The 18,263-nt window shown below is 43.5% G+C and carries 16 protein-coding genes; all 16 read left to right on the top strand.

The annotated features are described in order from the left end of the window. Positions 1 to 3: 3 nt before the first annotated feature. The 16 genes from MHM98_RS00090 (at position 4) to MHM98_RS00015 (ending at position 18,171) form a co-directional block, all read left to right on the top strand. Complete coding sequence (locus tag MHM98_RS00090) at positions 4 to 906, top strand: lysine exporter LysO family protein (RefSeq protein ID WP_239436960.1); 903 nt, start codon at positions 4 to 6, stop codon at positions 904 to 906. 234 nt (positions 907 to 1,140) lie between these two features. After that, on the top strand, positions 1,141 to 1,938 hold the full coding sequence (locus tag MHM98_RS00085; RefSeq protein WP_239436959.1) for an ABC transporter ATP-binding protein: 798 nt from the start codon (positions 1,141 to 1,143) through the stop codon (positions 1,936 to 1,938). Between the two features lie 3 nt (positions 1,939 to 1,941). Beyond that, positions 1,942 to 3,864 (top strand): long-chain fatty acid--CoA ligase, encoded by a 1,923-nt coding sequence (locus MHM98_RS00080; protein WP_239436958.1) that lies wholly within the window; start codon positions 1,942 to 1,944, stop codon positions 3,862 to 3,864. After that, positions 3,861 to 4,754 (top strand): branched-chain amino acid ABC transporter permease, encoded by an 894-nt coding sequence (locus MHM98_RS00075; protein ID WP_239436957.1) that lies wholly within the window; start codon positions 3,861 to 3,863, stop codon positions 4,752 to 4,754. Before MHM98_RS00080 ends, MHM98_RS00075 begins: the two co-directional genes overlap by 4 nt. A gap of 20 nt (positions 4,755 to 4,774) precedes the next feature. Then, positions 4,775 to 5,848 (top strand): branched-chain amino acid ABC transporter permease, encoded by a 1,074-nt coding sequence (locus tag MHM98_RS00070; RefSeq protein WP_239436956.1) that lies wholly within the window; start codon positions 4,775 to 4,777, stop codon positions 5,846 to 5,848. 79 nt (positions 5,849 to 5,927) lie between these two features. Next, positions 5,928 to 7,169, top strand: coding sequence for an ABC transporter substrate-binding protein (locus MHM98_RS00065; protein WP_239436955.1), 1,242 nt, complete (start codon positions 5,928 to 5,930; stop codon positions 7,167 to 7,169). Between the two features lie 74 nt (positions 7,170 to 7,243). Then, positions 7,244 to 8,062 (top strand): ABC transporter ATP-binding protein, encoded by an 819-nt coding sequence (locus MHM98_RS00060; protein ID WP_239436954.1) that lies wholly within the window; start codon positions 7,244 to 7,246, stop codon positions 8,060 to 8,062. 17 nt (positions 8,063 to 8,079) lie between these two features. Next, complete coding sequence (locus MHM98_RS00055) at positions 8,080 to 9,297, top strand: AMP-binding protein (RefSeq protein WP_239436953.1); 1,218 nt, start codon at positions 8,080 to 8,082, stop codon at positions 9,295 to 9,297. A gap of 179 nt (positions 9,298 to 9,476) precedes the next feature. Continuing rightward, on the top strand, positions 9,477 to 10,760 hold the full coding sequence (gene aroA / locus MHM98_RS00050) for a 3-phosphoshikimate 1-carboxyvinyltransferase (protein WP_239436952.1): 1,284 nt from the start codon (positions 9,477 to 9,479) through the stop codon (positions 10,758 to 10,760). Between the two features lie 166 nt (positions 10,761 to 10,926). Beyond that, positions 10,927 to 11,616 (top strand): (d)CMP kinase, encoded by a 690-nt coding sequence (gene cmk, locus MHM98_RS00045; protein WP_239436951.1) that lies wholly within the window; start codon positions 10,927 to 10,929, stop codon positions 11,614 to 11,616. A 105-nt stretch (positions 11,617 to 11,721) separates the two neighbouring features. Then, positions 11,722 to 13,395: a 30S ribosomal protein S1 gene (gene rpsA, locus MHM98_RS00040; protein ID WP_239436950.1), complete on the top strand. Its 1,674-nt coding sequence runs from the start codon at positions 11,722 to 11,724 to the stop codon at positions 13,393 to 13,395. A gap of 67 nt (positions 13,396 to 13,462) precedes the next feature. After that, positions 13,463 to 13,753, top strand: coding sequence for an integration host factor subunit beta (locus tag MHM98_RS00035; protein ID WP_239436949.1), 291 nt, complete (start codon positions 13,463 to 13,465; stop codon positions 13,751 to 13,753). Positions 13,754 to 13,990: 237 nt separating this feature from the next. Then, positions 13,991 to 14,290, top strand: a complete 300-nt coding sequence (locus MHM98_RS00030; protein ID WP_239436948.1) for a lipopolysaccharide assembly protein LapA domain-containing protein — start codon at positions 13,991 to 13,993, stop codon at positions 14,288 to 14,290. Positions 14,291 to 14,299: 9 nt separating this feature from the next. After that, on the top strand, positions 14,300 to 15,454 hold the full coding sequence (gene lapB / locus MHM98_RS00025; RefSeq protein ID WP_239436947.1) for a lipopolysaccharide assembly protein LapB: 1,155 nt from the start codon (positions 14,300 to 14,302) through the stop codon (positions 15,452 to 15,454). Between the two features lie 53 nt (positions 15,455 to 15,507). After that, positions 15,508 to 16,206 carry an orotidine-5'-phosphate decarboxylase gene (gene pyrF / locus MHM98_RS00020; RefSeq protein WP_239436946.1) on the top strand — a complete coding sequence of 233 codons (699 nt, stop codon included), beginning with the start codon at positions 15,508 to 15,510 and terminating at the stop codon, positions 16,204 to 16,206. Positions 16,207 to 16,371: 165 nt separating this feature from the next. Continuing rightward, positions 16,372 to 18,171: an acyl-CoA dehydrogenase C-terminal domain-containing protein gene (locus MHM98_RS00015; RefSeq protein WP_239436945.1), complete on the top strand. Its 1,800-nt coding sequence runs from the start codon at positions 16,372 to 16,374 to the stop codon at positions 18,169 to 18,171. Positions 18,172 to 18,263: the final 92 nt, after the last annotated feature.

Here is an 18,263-nt window from a genome sequence, read left to right as displayed (position 1 = left end):
TTCATGTACGTCGATTTACTATTTATATTGTTACCGCTGGTTATTGGCTATTTATTTGTCGTTAAATCTGAACAATTGCTCCATCGTGTTAATCAAAGCTGCGGCTATATGGTCTATTTCATTTTGTTTCTCATGGGCATCAGTCTTAGCTTAATCGATAATTTCGCCAGCAATGCCAAAGAAGTCGTCATTCAAGCCGTAACCTTTATCGGCGTTATTCTCGGTGTAAACTTAATCGGGTTATATGCGTTAGATCGCTGGCATCGACAAAAAATCAACAAGGTGACAAAGGTCGTCATTGATAAGTGGCCAATGATTATTGAGTCGATTTCGCTACTTGGTGTTGTCGCATTGGGTTTTGTTATTGGACTTTTTGTGGTTATTGATAAAACGTGGATTGATAAAAGCAGTGAATGGGCATTAATGTTGTTGCTACTCCTTATTGGTATTTCGCTGCGTAACAGCGGCATTGCGCTGCGGGATATTCTACTCAATAAAAGCGGGATGCAAATCGCATTAGTCGTGATGGTGACCTCTTGGATTGGTGGCCTAGTGGTTGCTAAGCTGTTGCAACTGCCGCTAAATCATGGTCTTGCGGTAAGTTCTGGCTTTGGATGGTACTCTTTATCAGGAATTCTGATTAGCGATGGTATCTCGCCACTGCTAGGGGCTGTTGCACTAATTAATGATCTTGGCCGTGAGCTAGTAGCAATATTTATAATCCCATTATTAATCGCTTCCAAACGTCATAGCGCTATTGGCATCGGCGGCGCTACCTCAATGGACTTTACCCTGCCAATTATTCAAAAGACAGGGGGCAGTGCAGCAGTGCCTATTGCTATTGTCAGTGGTTTCATCCTCAGTATTATGGCTCCGCTGTGCATGTTGTTCTTTATTAATCTTTAATTCTACTTCAGTAATCCCACTCTACTTTCAACCACACCGCTTTACCTTAAGGTAAAGCGGTGTCTCTAATATTGTTGCTTAAATATACTAACGTCTAATTTTCAGTCAGATTCAACTCCGTATTATCGATATTGCTTTACCAATACGTAACTTATTTAACATTTAGTTTACGTAAACGTTAACGGTGCAATAACTAGATAAGAGCACCAAACCGTCTAGGAAGAGGAGGCGTAAGTGGCAGAATCTATATTAGATGTTAATAACATATCTTTAGCATTTGGAGGTGTGAAAGCCTTAACTGATGTTAGTTTTTCAGTAGAAAAAGGCAGCGTCTTTTCTATTATAGGGCCAAATGGGGCAGGAAAAACCAGCATGCTTAACTGTGTTTCTGGTCGATATCAACCACAACAAGGGGTGATAAATTTCGACGGGAAAGACGTAACTAATCTAAGACCAAATGATCGTGCCAATCTCGGTATGGGTCGAACCTTTCAAAATCTCGCATTATTCGGACACATGTCAGTGTTAGATAACATCATGGTTGGCCGACATCACCTGCTGAAAAATAATTGGGTAACTGGTCCATTGTATTGGTTATCCGGTGCGCAAAAAGAAGAGCTCGCGCATCGTCGTCATGTCGAGGAGATCATCGATTTTCTTGAGATTTCGCATATTCGAAAATCGACAGCTGGAACGCTCTCGTACGGTTTGCGCAAACGTGTTGAGTTAGCAAGGGCGATGGCATTAAAACCAAAAATGATTCTGCTTGATGAACCAATGGCGGGCATGAACTTGGAAGAGAAAGAGGACATGGCGCGCTATATTCTCGATCTCAATGAAGAGTTCGGTATCACTGTGGTGATGATTGAGCACGATATGGGTGTTGTAATGGATATTTCACATCAGGTGATGGTATTGGATTTCGGTAAGAAACTGATTAGTGGCGATCCAGAAATGGTGATGGCAGATCCACACGTTAAACGCGCTTATTTGGGTGAAGAAGTGGACGAATCTGAGACGGTTGGAGCTTAGAACATGAAAACATTGGATACATTTCCAAAGATACTAAGAGAAAATGCTAAGCAATATCCTAATGATGTTGCGATGCGCGAAAAAGAATTTGGTATCTGGAACGAATTTACATGGCAAGACTACAACGATCGCGTGAAGTGGTTGTCGTTAGGCTTGCTTGATTTAGGGATTGCACCTGGCGATGCGGTGGCATTGCTTGGCGATAACCGTCCTGAATGGGTATGGGGTGAAGTTGCGGCTCATGCCATGAAGTGTTTCTCCTTGGGTGTTTATCAAGACTCAATGCACGAAGAAGTTGCTTATCTTCTAAATCACGGTCAAGCGACAGTGGTTATTGCCGAAGATGAAGAACAATGTGACAAGCTGCTAGAGCTTGGCGATGAAATACCATCGGTTAAATACATTGTTTATTGCGATCCACGCGGCATGCGTAAGTATGATGATCCACGCTTAATCGACGTCGAAAAAGTGTATGAAATAGGCCGCCAAATCGAGGCTAAAAACGCTGGTGCCTATGATGCGTTGGTGGATGCAACTAACCCTGATGATACGGCTATTTACTGTACAACCTCGGGGACGACTTCGAAACCGAAGATTGCGCTATTGCCTGGTGGCCGATTTGTGGAGCACTGTCAGGCGTATTTACGCGCAGATCCGAGAAAAGCAGGTGACAATTATGTGTCAGTATTGCCATTACCTTGGATCATGGAGCAAGTGTACGCCGTTGGTATGGCGCTAATTAGCCGTCAAATTGTCAATTTTGTGGAAGAGCAAGAGACCATGATGGCGGATCTACGTGAAATCGGCCCTAACTTCGTACTACTTGCACCTCGTGTGTGGGAAAACATTATTGCTGATGTGCAAACCCGCATGATGGACTCGACGCCGCTTAAGCAAAAGTTGTTTAAGTTTGCGATGGATAGAGCCTACAAGGCGCTGGATGAAGGTCGTCATTCTAAACTGGCTGAATGGATCCTGTTAAAAGCACTGCGTGATCGTTTAGGCTTTAGTTTCCTCGATTCAGCAGCCACTGGTGGCGCGGCAATGGGACCTGACTCCTTTAGGTTTTTCCACGCTATCGGCGTGCCGCTGCGTCAGCTTTACGGTCAAACAGAAATGTGTGGTGCTTACACAGTGCACCATGACAACGATATTGATTACGACAGTGTGGGCTTTGCGTTCGATAACGCTGAAGTTAAGGTCATTAATCCAGATTCTGAAGGCGTTGGCGAAATCATTTCCAAAACCGTGGGTATGTTTACAGGTTACCTCAATAACGAGAAAGCTTATAACGAAGATGTGGTTGATGGTTGGATGCACACCGGTGATGCTGGTTACTTTAAGAAGGATAACGGTCACTTGGTTGTTATCGACCGTATTAAAGATATGGCGAAAACCGCTCATGGCGTGAGTTACTCGCCGCAATACATCGAAAACAAACTTAAGTTCTCATCGTTTATTGCTGAGGCCGTTATCTTGGGTAATGAGCGTGACCACCTTGCCGCTATTGTCTGTATCCGTTTTGGTATCTTATCAAAATGGGCAGAGCAGCAAGGTTTAGCCTTTACCAACTATACCAATCTCTCATCACTGCCAGAGGTTTACGCTAAAATCCAAGCGGAGATTGAAGGGGTAAACAAAACCCTACCGGACGCGCAGAAGATTCAAAAATTCATACTGCTTTACAAAGAGCTGGATGCCGATGATGGCGAGCTAACGCGTACCCGTAAAGTACGTCGCGGTGTTATTAACGACAAGTACGGCGATATTATCGAATCTATTTACTCAGGTGATGATTCGGTTGATATCGATACAGAGATTACCTTCCAAGATGGCAGTAAGACGCGCATTCAGACTTGTTTGAAAGTGGCGACGCTTATTGAATCAAACAATGTGATCGAAATGGATAGGAAGCAAGCATCATGAATACTGAATTATTAATGCAGCTAGTAGTAAACGGACTCATTGTTGGTTTGCTATATGGCGTAGTGGGGATGTGTTTTGTATTGGTTTACAAATCTACCCAAATCGTAAACTTTGCCCAAGGTGAGTTCTTATTGATCGGCGCTTGGGTGTGTTGGGCCTTTCTGGTCTATTTCCAAGTTCCGTTTATCTTCGGATTCCTGTTGACCCTCGTCTTTATGGCGGGATTCGGTATCTTGCTGCAAATGGTGGTGTTGCGCCCGATGATTGGTGAGCCAATTATCTCGGTGATTATGATCACCATCGGTTTATCGATGTTCTTCCAAGCACTAATGAAGTGGATCTTCGGTGTATCGGCAGAGAGTTATCCGCAAGTATTCGATACTCAATCATTTGAGATCTTTGGATTAAACATTGAAGCGGCTTACTTAATGAGTACCTGTATCGCCATTGTGATCATGGGAATGTTCTATTGGTTCTTTAAATACTCAAAGCAGGGCTTAGCGATGCGTGCAACAGCATTCGACCAGCAAGTTGCACAATCCTTAGGCATCTCTGTAAAGCATGTATTTGCCATGAGCTGGGCAATTGCTGCAACAGTATCTGCGACCGCGGGTATCGTTATCGGAATGGTAAATGGTGTCTCTGATTCGCTCTCAGTCATCGGTATCAAGGTATTCCCAGCGGTAATTTTAGGTGGTTTAGATTCAATTGTCGGTGCAATTGTCGGCGGTTTAATTATCGGTGTGCTTGAAAACGTTGCCGAATTCTTCGATGGCCAATACCTACATTGGGGCAACCTATATGACATCGCACCATTCTATGTCTTGTTAATTATCTTGTGGTTCAAACCTTACGGTCTGTTCGGCACTAAAGACATCGAACGTATCTAAACTCGATAAGGATTTTAATTATGTCTACAACATCTATGCGTCCTTGTGGTGACTTTAGAACCAGTTATCAGCAGGACAATACAATTTTTGAAACCAAGTTTATTTGGTTATTAGCAATCGCAAGCGTTGGCTTGCTGTGTTTAGCACCGCTATTTCTTGATGAGTACTTTTTATCGTTAGCAATTCAGGTGTCATATCTTGGTATTGCGGCATTAGGTCTAAATATCTTAGTGGGCTTTACTGGGCAAATCTCGCTGGGTCACGGCGCGTTCTTTGGCTTTGGCGCGTTCGCCTCAGCTTGGATAAACACGCAATTTAGTATTCCAGTGTTTTTTGCCATTCCACTCGCGGGTTTCTTAACCATGGCAGTGGGAATGATGTTTGGTTTGCCAGCGGCGCGTATTAAAGGCTTATACCTTGCAATCGCGACGCTAGCGGCGCAATTCATCATCGAAGACTTCTTCGCTCGTGCAGAGTGGTTCTCAGGTGGCTCTGCTGGTGCGATGGCTGAAAGCGTTGAAATTTTCGGTTTCTTATTCGATACCGACCAAAGCTTCTACTATGTCGCTATTTTTGCATTGGTGACCATGTACCTTTGGGGCTCAAACCTGATGCGTACGCGTGATGGTCGTGCTTTTGTCGCAGTGCGCGATCATTATTTATCTGCTGAAATCATGGGGATTAACTTAACTAAATACCGTTTGCTATCGTTTGGTGTTTCAGCGTTCTACGCTGGTATCGGTGGCGCGTTATACGGTCATTACTTAGGCTATGTATCAGCAGAGGGCTTCACCATTATGTTGTCCATTCAGTTCTTAGCCATGTGTATTATCGGCGGTCTGGGTTCGGTAAAAGGCACCTTAATGGGCGTAGTTTTCATGGTTATGTTACCTGAATCGTTAGAGTCGGTAGTTGGCATCATGAAAGAAACGAGCTGGGGCAACATTCCAGCGGTAGTTGATGGCATTGCTTATCTCAAAGAAATGGCTATTGGCTTGGTGATTATCCTGTTCTTAATCTTTGAACCTGAAGGTCTAGCGCACCGCTGGGCACAGATCAAAAATTACTGGAAATTCTACCCATTTTCTTATTAATCAAAACAGTAAACAAACATTTAAAACCCAAAACGGCGAAGTTCGCTTCGCCACATAATTAAAACAAGAGGATTGTAAAATGAATAAAGTATTACTAGGTTCACTAAGCGCAGTTAGTTTAGCAGTGTCGGCAGCAGCTCAGGCGAAAGATGAGGTGTTTGTTGGTCACTTAGCGGATCTTTCGGGCCCAACGGCATTCGTTGGTAAGTATTATGCCGATGGTGTACGCGACTCACTTGCTTATATTAATAAAAACGGCGGTATTGACGGTACGACCGTGAACTTTGAAACCATTGATTACGCCTACAAAGTACCGCAAGCAATTGGCGCTTATAAAAAATGGAAATCACGTAAGAAAATGGTGGCAATGCAAGGTTGGGGCACTGCAGATACTGAAGCACTCATCTCATTTGCCGCTAAAGATAAAATTCCCGTTTACTCTGCGTCTTACTCGGGGCATTTAACGGATCCAATGGGGAAAAACCCGCACACTAAAAAGCCTGCACCATATAACTTCTTCTACGGCGCATCATATTCAGATGCTTGTCGCGCACTTGTTAAGTGGGCTGCGGACGACTGGAAAGCGAAAGGTAATAAAGGTAAGCCTAAATTTACTCACATTGGCGCAAACCACCCATTCCCTAACGCACCGAAAAAAGCCTGTGCCGAATATGCCAACGAGCTTGGTTTTGAAGTCATGCCTTCAGTCGTTGTTTCGATGAAACCAGGTGATTTCAAGGCGCAGTGTTTAACTCTTAAAAACTCGGGCTCTAACTATGGTTATATTGGCAACTTAGGTGGTTCGGTATTATCACTAGTAAAATCGTGTAAGACAGTGGGTACTGAAATTCAGTTAATGTCTAACATCTGGGGTGGCGATAAAGAGATTTTCAATGCAATTGGCGATGGTGTAAAAGATTACGTCTTCCCAACTATGACACCGTTCTGGACGGATAAAGTTAAAGGCATGGAGTTAGTGCGCGAAATTTCTAAAATATCTGATAAATCTGGTCAAAAGGCGCGTACCCACCACTATGTTCGCGGCGTCTGTAGTGCATTTTACATGAAAGAAGCAATGCAATGGGCCAAGAAAAATGGTGGTATCACAGGTGAAAACATCAAGAAAGGTATGTATGCCGTCAAAGATTGGGAGCCAAAAGGTTTAGAAGGTGCTTGTATGCCTGCAACTTGGACAGCGGAAGATCATCGCGGTATTAACACTGTTGCAATCTATAAAGGTAACTACGTTAACGGTGAAGTAAAAGTCGACAAAGTTGACGAAGTGACATTAGAGCGTCGCGACGACTGGTTAGGCTACTAATCAATAAAGCCCAAAGTGGCTGATGCAGAGTCAGCCACTTATTGGGACACGGTGTAGTTTCGTTGGAGAAAAAAATGAGTGCAGTAGAAAAAATAGCAACCCAAACACCTTTGTTGAGTGTCAACAATATTGAAGTCGTTTACGATGATGTTATTCAAGTACTTCGCGGCGTAAGCCTTGATGTACCGGAAGGCGAAATTGTTACCTTACTGGGTCCAAACGGCGCAGGTAAATCAACTACATTAAAAGCAATTAGTGGTTTACTTAAAACGGAATACGGTGAAGTAACCAAGGGCGACATCCATTTTATGGGAGAGCGCCTCGATAAAAAGCTCGCTGAAGATGTTGTACGTAGCGGGATCTTCCAAGTAATGGAAGGCCGTCGTATTGTCGAAGACATGACCTGTATCGATAACCTAAAGCTAGGGGCTTATACCCGAAATGATCGCGAAATAAATAGCGATATTGAAATGGTATTTGATTTGTTCCCGCGTCTAAAAGAACGTACTGGGCTTGCCGGTTATCTCTCAGGTGGTGAGCAACAAATGCTGGCAATCGGCCGCGCGTTAATGGCGCGTCCAAAAATGATTTTACTTGATGAACCATCAATGGGATTATCGCCGTTATTGGTAAAAGAAGTATTTTCTATTATTGAGCGTATCAATAAAGAGCAGGGCATTACGATGTTACTGGTAGAGCAAAATGCGAATTACGCACTGCGTGCAGCCGATTATGGTTACATCATGGAATCTGGCAAAATCGTAATGGACGGCACCAGCGAATCGCTACTCAATAATGAAGATGTGAAAGAGTTTTACCTCGGCGGCGGTAATGAAGAGCGCAAAAGCTTTAAGAACCTTAAGTCTTATAAGCGTCGTAAGCGCTGGTTATAACAGAAGGAATATCCACAATGAGTGAATTTTTTGACGAGCTAGAAACGCAAGATGCAACTGCGCGAGAGCAACACTTGTTGGGGCAATTGCCTGAGCTGATTGCGCGTGCCAAGGCTGACTGTGACTACTACCGCTCGAGCTTAATCGATGTTGACCCACAGACTATTACCTCGCGTGAAGCGTTAGAAAAACTACCGATTTTGCGCAAAAGTAGTTTGATTAAACTCCAGCAACAGCAATATCCGTTTGCAGGCATTAATTCAAACAACGCGCCAATTGAACGCGTTTTTCAATCACCAGGGCCTATTTATGATCCACAAGGCAGCGGCAGCGATTATTGGCGCACAGGTCGCGCGTTTTACGCCGCAGGGTTTAGGCAAGGGGATTTAGTTCAAAACTGTCTGTCTTATCACTTAACTCCGGGGGGCTTTATTCTCGATGCAGGTGCTAAAGCTTGTGGCTGTAGCGTGATCCCTGCTGGGCCTGGGCAAACCGAGCAACAGCTTGAAGTCATCAAACATCTAAAACCTCAAGGTTATTGTGGCACGCCGTCCTTTTTGAATATTTTGCGTCAAAAAGGCGATATTAGCTCTATCAAAAAAGCGCTCGTTACTGGGGAAGCATTGCCTGAATCATTGCGTTTAAGTTTTGAAGATAGTGGTATTAGCGTTCTACAAGCTTATGCCAATGCCGATGCGGGCCTTATCGCCTATGAATCCAAAGCAAAAATGGGCATGATTGTCGCCGAAGATATCATTGTTGAAATAGTCAGACCGGGCACTAATAAGCCCGTTAGCGAAGGTGAAGTCGGTGAGATTGTTATTACGTGTTTTAACGAAGCGTATCCACTCATTCGATTTGCCACTGGTGATTTATCAGCGGTATTGCCGGGGCAAAGTCCTTGTGGTCGCACTAATATGATGATCAAAGGCTGGTTAGGCCGTGCCGATCAAACCACTAAGGTAAAAGGTATGTTTGTTCACCCAGAGCAAATCGAGCAAATTGTTTGTCATTATCCAAGCCTTAACAAAGCGCGACTGGTGGTTAGCAGTAAGAACCACAACGATGAGATGTTACTCATTTGTGAAAGTAGTGAGCCAGAATCGATAAATGAAGCTGAACTCAGAGACAGAATTAAAGCAGTCACTAAATTAACAGGACGGGTTAAACTTGTCGGCTTAAATTGTATCGCTAATGACGGCAAGGTTATCGAAGATTTAAGGGTTTATAATTAATAAACAAACTAATTTTTAGTTGGTATGAAAAAAGCGCAGTTTAACTGCGTTTTTTTTCGTCTAAAATATGCATTTTTATGCTGATTTAGTGACTTAGGCCCATTGGCAGCCTGATTAATGACTGGCATTATGATTGACCAAATTAAAGAAGAAAGCATTAAACAGGTTTAAAGGAAATCATGGATTCACTGACGTTATCACCTATTTCATCGGTCAACGGCACCGTTAATTTACCCGGCTCAAAAAGCCTATCAAATCGCGCACTGTTATTAGCGGCGCTTGCTAGCGGTGAAACGACTATTCATAACCTGTTAGACAGCGATGATATTCGTCATATGCTAAATGCTCTAACGGCATTAGGCGTTAGCTATCAATTAAGTGATGATAAAACCACTTGTGTTGTGCAGGGCAATGGTGGTCCGATTAATATTGATAATGCGGTTGAGCTGTATTTAGGCAACGCCGGCACGGCAATGCGGCCTTTGTGTGCGGCGCTGTGTTTAGGGCAAGGTGAATTTAAGCTAACCGGTGAACCTCGTATGTCAGAGCGTCCGATTGATTCGCTGGTTGAAGCACTGCAAGCTATGGGCTGTGATATTAGTTATCACGATTTTCCTGGTTTTCCACCAGTTACTATTAAGGGAACAGGTATTGCTGGTGGCAAGGTAAAGATTGATGGCTCTGTCTCAAGTCAGTTTTTAACAGCCTTTTTAATGGCAGCGCCACTTGCAAAAGACGATATTGAGATTGAAATTGTCGGGGAGCTTGTTTCTAAGCCGTATATTGAGATTACCCTAGATTTAATGGCTAAATTTGGCGTTACTGTTGAACATACCGATCTTCAAAATTTCGTTGTTAAAGGCCAGCAGCAATATCAATCGCCGGGCGAGGTATTTGTTGAAGGTGATGCGTCATCGGCGAGTTACTTCTTGGCCGCAGCGGCGATTAAAGGTGGTGAAATTACAGTAACTGGTGTCGGTAGCGATAGCGTGCAGGGTGATAAGCATTTTGCCGATGTGTTAGAAGCGATGGGAGCAACTGTCACTTGGCATCCTCATGCCATTACTGTGAAGGCTGGAGAGCTAACCGCAGTTGACATGGACATGAACCATATCCCTGATGCTGCTATGACCATTGCGACAACTGCATTGTTTGCAAAAGGCACAACCGCTATTCGCAATATCTACAACTGGCGCGTGAAAGAAACCGATCGTTTAAACGCGATGGCAACAGAGCTGCGCAAAGTTGGTGCAATAGTTGATGAAGGTCACGATTTTATTACAATTACGCCACCTCAAAACTTAACTCATGCCGCTATTGATACCTATAACGATCATCGTATCGCCATGTGTTTCTCGCTGGTTGCGTTAAGTGGCACACCAGTGACCATCAATGATCCCGGCTGTACTGCCAAAACTTTCCCAACTTATTTTGAGCAATTTGACAAGGTGAGTAATCAATAATTGTTTGATTTAATCCGTGTTTTATAAAGGTTAATTTTTTGTTTCTTTCTATCTTATTAACCTTTCCTAATGTAGAATATGCACCGAAATTTTTCCGGTAGGGTCATTAGCCCTGCCGAGTTAGTTATGCAGCCCATGTGTTGGGCGTTTTAATTAGGAGTATACAATGGCCGAAAATTTGTCAGTAATTACTATTGATGGACCAAGTGGCGCCGGTAAAGGAACTATCGCAAGATTACTCGCTGATAAACTAGGTTGGCAATTACTCGATAGCGGTGCGATTTACCGCGTGCTTGCATTAGCAGCAATTCATCATAACGTTGCACTTGATAACGAAGATGCGTTAACACCACTAGCGGGTCATTTAGATGTTCGCTTTGTGAGTGACGTTGATACCAATGCAATTAAAGTGATCCTTGAAGGCGAAGACGTGACTCGCGAAATCCGCAGTGAAAAAGTGGGTAATAGCGCGTCAAAAGTCGCCGCATTTCCTCGTGTTCGCGAAGCCTTATTACGTCGCCAACGCGCTTTTTTAAGTGAAGATGGATTAATTGCAGATGGTCGTGATATGGGAACTATCGTTTTCCCACAAGCACCGATTAAATTTTTCTTAACGGCAAGTGCGCAAGAGCGCGCCCAGCGTCGCTATAATCAGTTGCAAGAAAAGGGCTTTGATGCTAATATCCAGTCCCTTTTGAGCGAGATCACCGAGCGTGACGAGCGAGATCGCAACCGCGCAGTTGCACCGCTTGTTCCGGCTGATGATGCGTTTGAAATCGATTCAACAGGACTTTCTATTGAGCAAGTGTTTGAAAAAGTACTCGAACATGTGTCGATTGACGCCGAAATAGAATAGAACTGTTAACAACTTTCAGGTTGACTCCAGGATGGATAAGACCTTTTTATTAACTACCCCGTTATCGCAGGACTGCGTAGTCGGATTAAAAAATGTGAATTAAACATGACAGAATTATCTTTTGCTGAACTGTTTGAAGAATCTCTTCAAGAACTAGAAACTCGCCAAGGTGCCATCGTTAAAGGTACTGTAGTACGCATCGAACGCGGCACAGTATTAGTAGACGCAGGCCTAAAATCTGAAAGCCCAATCTCTGCTGACCAATTCAAAAACGCACTTGGTGAACTAGAAGTGGCTGTTGGCGACGTTGTTGACGTAGCTATCGACGCAATGGAAGACGGTTTCGGTGAAACTCAACTTTCTCGCGAAAAAGCTAAGCGTCACGAGTCTTGGGGCGTTCTTGAGAAAGCATTTGAAGAGCAAGAAACTATCGTTGGTGTTATCAACGGTAAAGTTAAAGGTGGCTTCACTGTTGAAGTAAACACTATCCGTGCTTTCCTACCTGGTTCTCTAGTAGATGTTCGCCCAGTTCGCGACACGTCTCACCTAGAAGGCAAAGAGTTAGAATTTAAAGTTATCAAGCTAGACCAAAAGCGTAACAACGTTGTTGTTTCTCGCCGTGCAGTTATCGAAACTGAAAACAGTGCAGAGCGTGAAGAGCTATTAGCTAGCCTACAAGAAGGTATCGAAGTTAAGGGTATCGTTAAGAACCTAACTGACTACGGTGCGTTCGTAGATCTAGGCGGTATCGACGGTCTTCTACACATCACTGACATGGCTTGGAAACGCGTTAAGCACCCAAGCGAAATCGTTGCAGTTGGTGACGAAATCAACGTTCGTGTACTTAAGTACGATCGTGAAAAGACTCGTGTATCTCTTGGTCTTAAGCAAATGGGCGAAGATCCATGGGTATCAATCGCTGGTCGTTTCCCAGAAGGTCACAAACTTACTGGTCGCGTAACTAACCTAACTGATTACGGTTGTTTCGTTGAAATCCAAGAAGGCGTAGAAGGTCTAGTACACGTTTCTGAAATGGATTGGACTAACAAGAACATCCACCCATCTAAAGTTGTTAGCTTGGATGACGAAGTGGAAGTAATGGTTCTAGACATCGACGAAGAACGTCGTCGTATTTCTCTAGGTCTTAAGCAATGTGTTGCTAACCCATGGTCTGAGTTCTCTTCTAAGTTCGCTAAAGGCGATCGCGTTTCTGGTAAGATCAAATCTATCACTGACTTCGGTGTATTCATCGGTCTTGACGGTGGTATCGACGGTCTTGTACACCTATCTGACATTTCTTGGAATGTTGCTGGTGAAGAAGCTGTACGTGATTTCTCTAAAGGTGACGAGATTGAAGCTGTTGTTCTTGCAGTTGATGCAGAGCGTGAGCGTATCTCTCTTGGTATCAAGCAATCTGAAGAAGATCCATTCAACAACTACCTAGCAGATAACAAAAAAGGTGCTATCGTTAAAGGTAAAGTTACAGCTGTTGACGCAAAAGGCGCAACTGTTGAACTAGCTGATAGCGTTGAAGGTTACATCCGCGTTGCAGACATTTCACGTGACCGCATCGAAGATGCATCTACTGAACTATCTGTAGAGCAAGAAGTTGAAGCGAAGTTCGTTGGTGTTGACCGTAAGAACCGCGTAATCAGCCTATCTATCCGCGCTAAAGACGAAGCTGAAGAAAAATCAGCAGTTGAAAGCGTAAACAATGCAGAAGAGAGCTTCTCTTCAAATGCAATGGCTGAAGCGTTCAAAAACGCAAACCGTGACTAATTATTAGTTGACTGGGGCGTGTAAACGCCTCATTCTATTAATAATCATACTGCTAAGAGGAAGGTTTATGACTAAGTCAGAATTAATCGAAAGATTAGCCCTGAAACAATTACATTTGTCAGCAAAAGATATCGAGAGTGCTGTAAAAGACATGCTTGATATGATGGCAAACACTTTGGCATCAGGTGACCGAATCGAAATTCGAGGTTTTGGTAGTTTCTCGTTGCATTACCGCGCACCGCGCACTGGACGTAATCCTAAGTCTGGTGAAACGGTTGAACTAGGGTCGAAGTACGTACCTCATTTCAAACCAGGTAAAGAGCTTCGCGAGCGAGTCAACGCCAGTCTTAATGCGTAGTTACCATTAGTAACTGTTTGTGAAAAAGCGGCCATTGTGGTCGCTTTTTTTTATGCCTGAGCTAATAGGGCGCTAAATAATATAGTGTCGTTTATTGATGCAAGTGAGTATTTCAACAACTATTTCATCAAATAATCGCTAGTAAGGCGCTTGATTTTCTTGGATAATAAACGGCGTCTTACGTGTTGTAAGCTCGGAAGTTTCATCATTTTATAGCGATTTTTGTAAGGAGCGATAATGAAAGGTATTCTGACGACAATGTTCGTGATTGTTTTCTTTGCAATTGCTGCATTGTTTAGTGCTGTCAATACAGCGACTGTCGATTTGAATTATCTGGTGGGACAGGGAAATTTCAATGTAAGCACCTTGTTGGGATTAGCCTTTGTTAGTGGCTTTGTGATTTGTTGGGTTATCTTCTATTCGATGTATTTACAGCTCAAGCTCAAGTTAGCGATGACCAATAAAAAGTTGCATAAGGCACAGTCGTCCGATGCTCAGTCATCAAGTAACGCGATAGCCGTTAACGACAACGCTTAGATAGTTATTATGGAGTTACTTTTTCTTTTATTACCCATTGCCGCTGCGTACGGTTGGTACATGGGAAGAAGAAGTGCCGGCCATCAACATCAAAAAAATGCCAGTGAACATTCAAAAAATTATTTTGCTGGCCTCAATTACTTATTGTCTGACGAGCCAGATAAAGCCGTCGACCAATTTATTTCGCTCGTTGAAGTTGACAGTGAAACCATAGAAACCCACCTTGCCTTAGGACGCTTATTTCGCCAGCGCGGTGAAGTCGATCGCTCTTTGCGTATCCATCAAAACTTATTAGCGCGTCCGAACTTAAGTCACGAACAACGGGATAATGCGTTGTTCGAATTAGCTAACGATTATCTTCAAGCTGGCCTCATTGATCGCAGTGCCAATCTATTTATTGAGCTTAGCGATAACAAAGTTTATCGAGAGAAATCTCTTGCCCATCTGGTGTGTATTTATCAAAAAACTAAAGACTGGCAGCAAGCAATCGACACATCTCGCGCACTAGTCGATTTAGGTAGAAGACAGCTGATTCCGGCGCGAGCACATTTTTATTGCGAATTGTACGAGAGTAATGGTGATGTTGATGACATCACGTTATTGCAACGAGCATTGCAAGTTGATGCTGGCTGTACTCGCGCGCGATTAATGTTAGGACAATACTTTTTCGACCGCGGACAATATGAAGAGTGTCAGTTAGTTATAGACCAGTTTCTTGGTCAAGATATCGATTTTTTCCGCGAAGCAATCCCGTTGTTTAAAGCCTGTTATCAAGCTAGAAATCAGCTTGATTTATTGGCAGCAAAATTTGATGACGCCATTGCAAAAGGCGCTGGTATAGCAACGGTGATGGCAAAGATTGAACTGAATGATGCTGATTTAGATGACGATGCAATCGAAGAGCTGTTAACCAAGCACCTATTTGAAGCGCCAAGTGTGACGGGGTTTTATCATTTGATGAGCGCACAAATTAGTAATGCTGAAAATGGCAAAGCAAAAGAAAGTTTACTGCATTTAAAGGCGCTAGTAGCCGAGCAACTGAAAGTTCGTCCGGTTTACCGTTGCGGAAGTTGCGGCTTTAGTGCAAAGAAAATTCAATGGCAATGTCCTTCGTGTTTGTCATGGGGCAGCGTTAAACCGATTCGCGGTTTAGATGGCGATTAGCCATCATCTAATTTACGATTAATTTATGAAGTAAAATGAGGGTAAAAGAGAACATGAGTAATCAATCAAAAGTGGTTGTTGCATTAGATTTTGACAACCAAGATAAAGCCTTGGCCTTTGTTGAGACAATAGATCCACAAAGTTGTCGCTTAAAAGTTGGCAAGGAGATGTTTACTTATTTCGGCCCTGAATTCGTCAAACAACTTGTAAACAAGGGATTTGATGTCTTTTTAGATCTTAAGTTTCACGATATTCCTAATACTGTGGCCAAGGCAGTCACTGCGGCAGCAGAGCTAGGTGTGTGGATGGTTAATGTCCATGCCACTGGTGGTGAAAAAATGATGCGTGCGGCTAAAGAAGCATTAGTGCCTTACGGCGACAAAGCGCCTATTTTAATTGCGGTTACTGTGCTAACCAGTATGGAACAAGCAGAGTTACCATTAATTGGTATTGAAGCACCATTAGATGAACATGTACTACGTTTAGCTACGCTGACAAAAAACAGTGGGCTTGATGGTGTGGTTTGCTCTGCGCAAGAAGCACAGAAACTAAAGGCTGAGTTAGGACAAGATTTCCAGCTGATCACCCCAGGAATTCGTCCAGCGGGAAGTGCCGTCGGCGATCAGAAACGTATCATGACACCAGAAAAAGCTGTTGCGGCAGGCAGTGATTACTTGGTAATAGGGCGTCCAATAACCCAATCTGATAATCCACAACAAGTTTTATCAACAATCAATGCCTCATTGGCGTAGCGCTAATTAGTCTTTACAAAAACCGCCTGTTGGCGGTTTTTTTATTTGTCTGGTCAGACCCGTAATTAACAAGTTTTTATCATCCTTAGGTTCAACTTTGAAAATTTTTGTTATATATTCAAACATACGTTTAAAAGAAGTGTTTAACAATGATAGGAATAATCCATGGCTGAATACAAAGCACCACTCGAAGATATGAACTTTTTACTTACTAACGTTTTTGATGTTGAACAGTTGTGGCAGAGTATTCCAGCACTTGCTGAGTCTGTGGATGTCGATACGGCGCAAGCGATTCTTGAAGAAGGCGGTAAGCTAGCGAGCAGTCTGATTGCACCCCTTAATCGCAGCGGTGATGAAGAAGGTGCAGAATGGAATGACGGTGTCGTTACAACGCCGACCGGATTTAAAGAAGCCTACGCAACATTTGCCGAAGGTGGCTGGGGCGGTCTTTGTGGTGATGCAAACTACGGCGGTATGGGCATGCCTAAAATGCTTGGCGTGTTGTTTGATGAAATGATGTATGGCGCCAATAGTTCTTTTACGCTTTATCCGACACTGACGGCTGGCGCCTGTTTAGCATTAAGTGCTCATGGTAGCGAGGAACTTAAAGAAGCCTATTTACCAAATCTCTATAGCGGCCAATGGTCGGCGTCAATGTGTTTAACCGAGCCTCATAGTGGTACCGATCTTGGTTTGATCAAAACAAAAGCGATCCCGCAAGACGACGGCAGTTATGAAGTCACTGGAACCAAAATCTTCATCACTGGTGGCGAGCACGATCTAACCGAAAACATTATCCACTTAGTGTTAGCTAAACTTCCTGATGCGCCAGAAGGCGCGCGCGGTATTTCGCTTTTCTTGGTGCCAAAAATTAATGTAGAAGACGGCGAACTAACCCAAGCCAATAGGGTTTCTTGTGGTTCTATCGAGCATAAAATGGGCATTAAAGCATCAGCGACTTGTGTCATGAATTTTGATGGTGCACGTGGTTATCTGGTCGGGGAACTAAATAAAGGTTTAGCAGCCATGTTTACCATGATGAATTATGAGCGTCTCTCAATCGGTATTCAAGGTATTGGCTGTGGTGAAATGGCGTATCAAGGGGCAGCCGAATACGCTAAAGATCGCTTACAAAGTAAAGGCGTTGGCGAGTTGCGTGATCTATCCAAAGCTGCGGATCCAATTGTGGTGCACGGTGACGTTCGCCGCATGTTGTTAACGGCGAGAGCGAATAACGAAGGTAGCCGAGCGTTGGCGCTGTATATTGCTAAGCAATTAGACATTGCAAAGTTTTCAGAAAATGCCGATGACAAAGCACGAGCGACTCGTCTCGTCGCGCTTTTAACACCAGTCGCTAAGGCATTTTTTACTGACCTTGGTTTAGATTCAACTATAGCGGGACAACAGGTCTTTGGCGGCCATGGTTATATTCGCGAATGGGGCATGGAGCAACTAGTACGTGACGTACGAATTGCGCAAATTTACGAAGGCACTAATGGTATTCAAGCGCTTGATCTAATCGGCCGAAAGGTCGCTGCTAATGGCGGCGCGGATTATCAATTGTTTAGTGAAGAAGTTAAGGCGTATATTAGTCAATATCGCTTGGGCGCACATGCGGGTAATCAACGCCTCAATGCGATGTTTAATTCGCTTGAACAAGCGGTTACAACGCTCGATGAACTCACTGCTATTGTGTTAGAGCGTGCAAGTGACGGTAATGAGTTAAATGGTAATGCAGTCGATTATCTCAACGCATTTGGTTATGCAGCGACTGCTTATATGTGGTGTATGATTTCTCTGAATGTTGTGGTTGCGCAAAGTGATAGCGATAATCCATATCTCGAAAATAAACTCTTTGTTGCAGAGTTCTTTTTTGCACGTCTATTAACTAAGCAATTATCTTGTGCTGCATCGATTAAAGCGGGCGTAAGTTCGTTAATGGCAATGCCAAATGATATGTTCTAAGATGTCTGTTAAATAAACGATTGAAGCCGAATTTTTATTCGGCTTTTTTTTATGCCTCAAAAAAATATCGATAATTTTTAAAACTAGCCGTT

The organism is Psychrobium sp. MM17-31, assembly GCF_022347785.1.
Classification (GTDB): domain Bacteria; phylum Pseudomonadota; class Gammaproteobacteria; order Enterobacterales; family Psychrobiaceae; genus Psychrobium.
The sequence above is the reverse complement of the archived record's forward strand: the minus strand, read 5'-3'. Positions and strand labels throughout refer to the sequence as shown.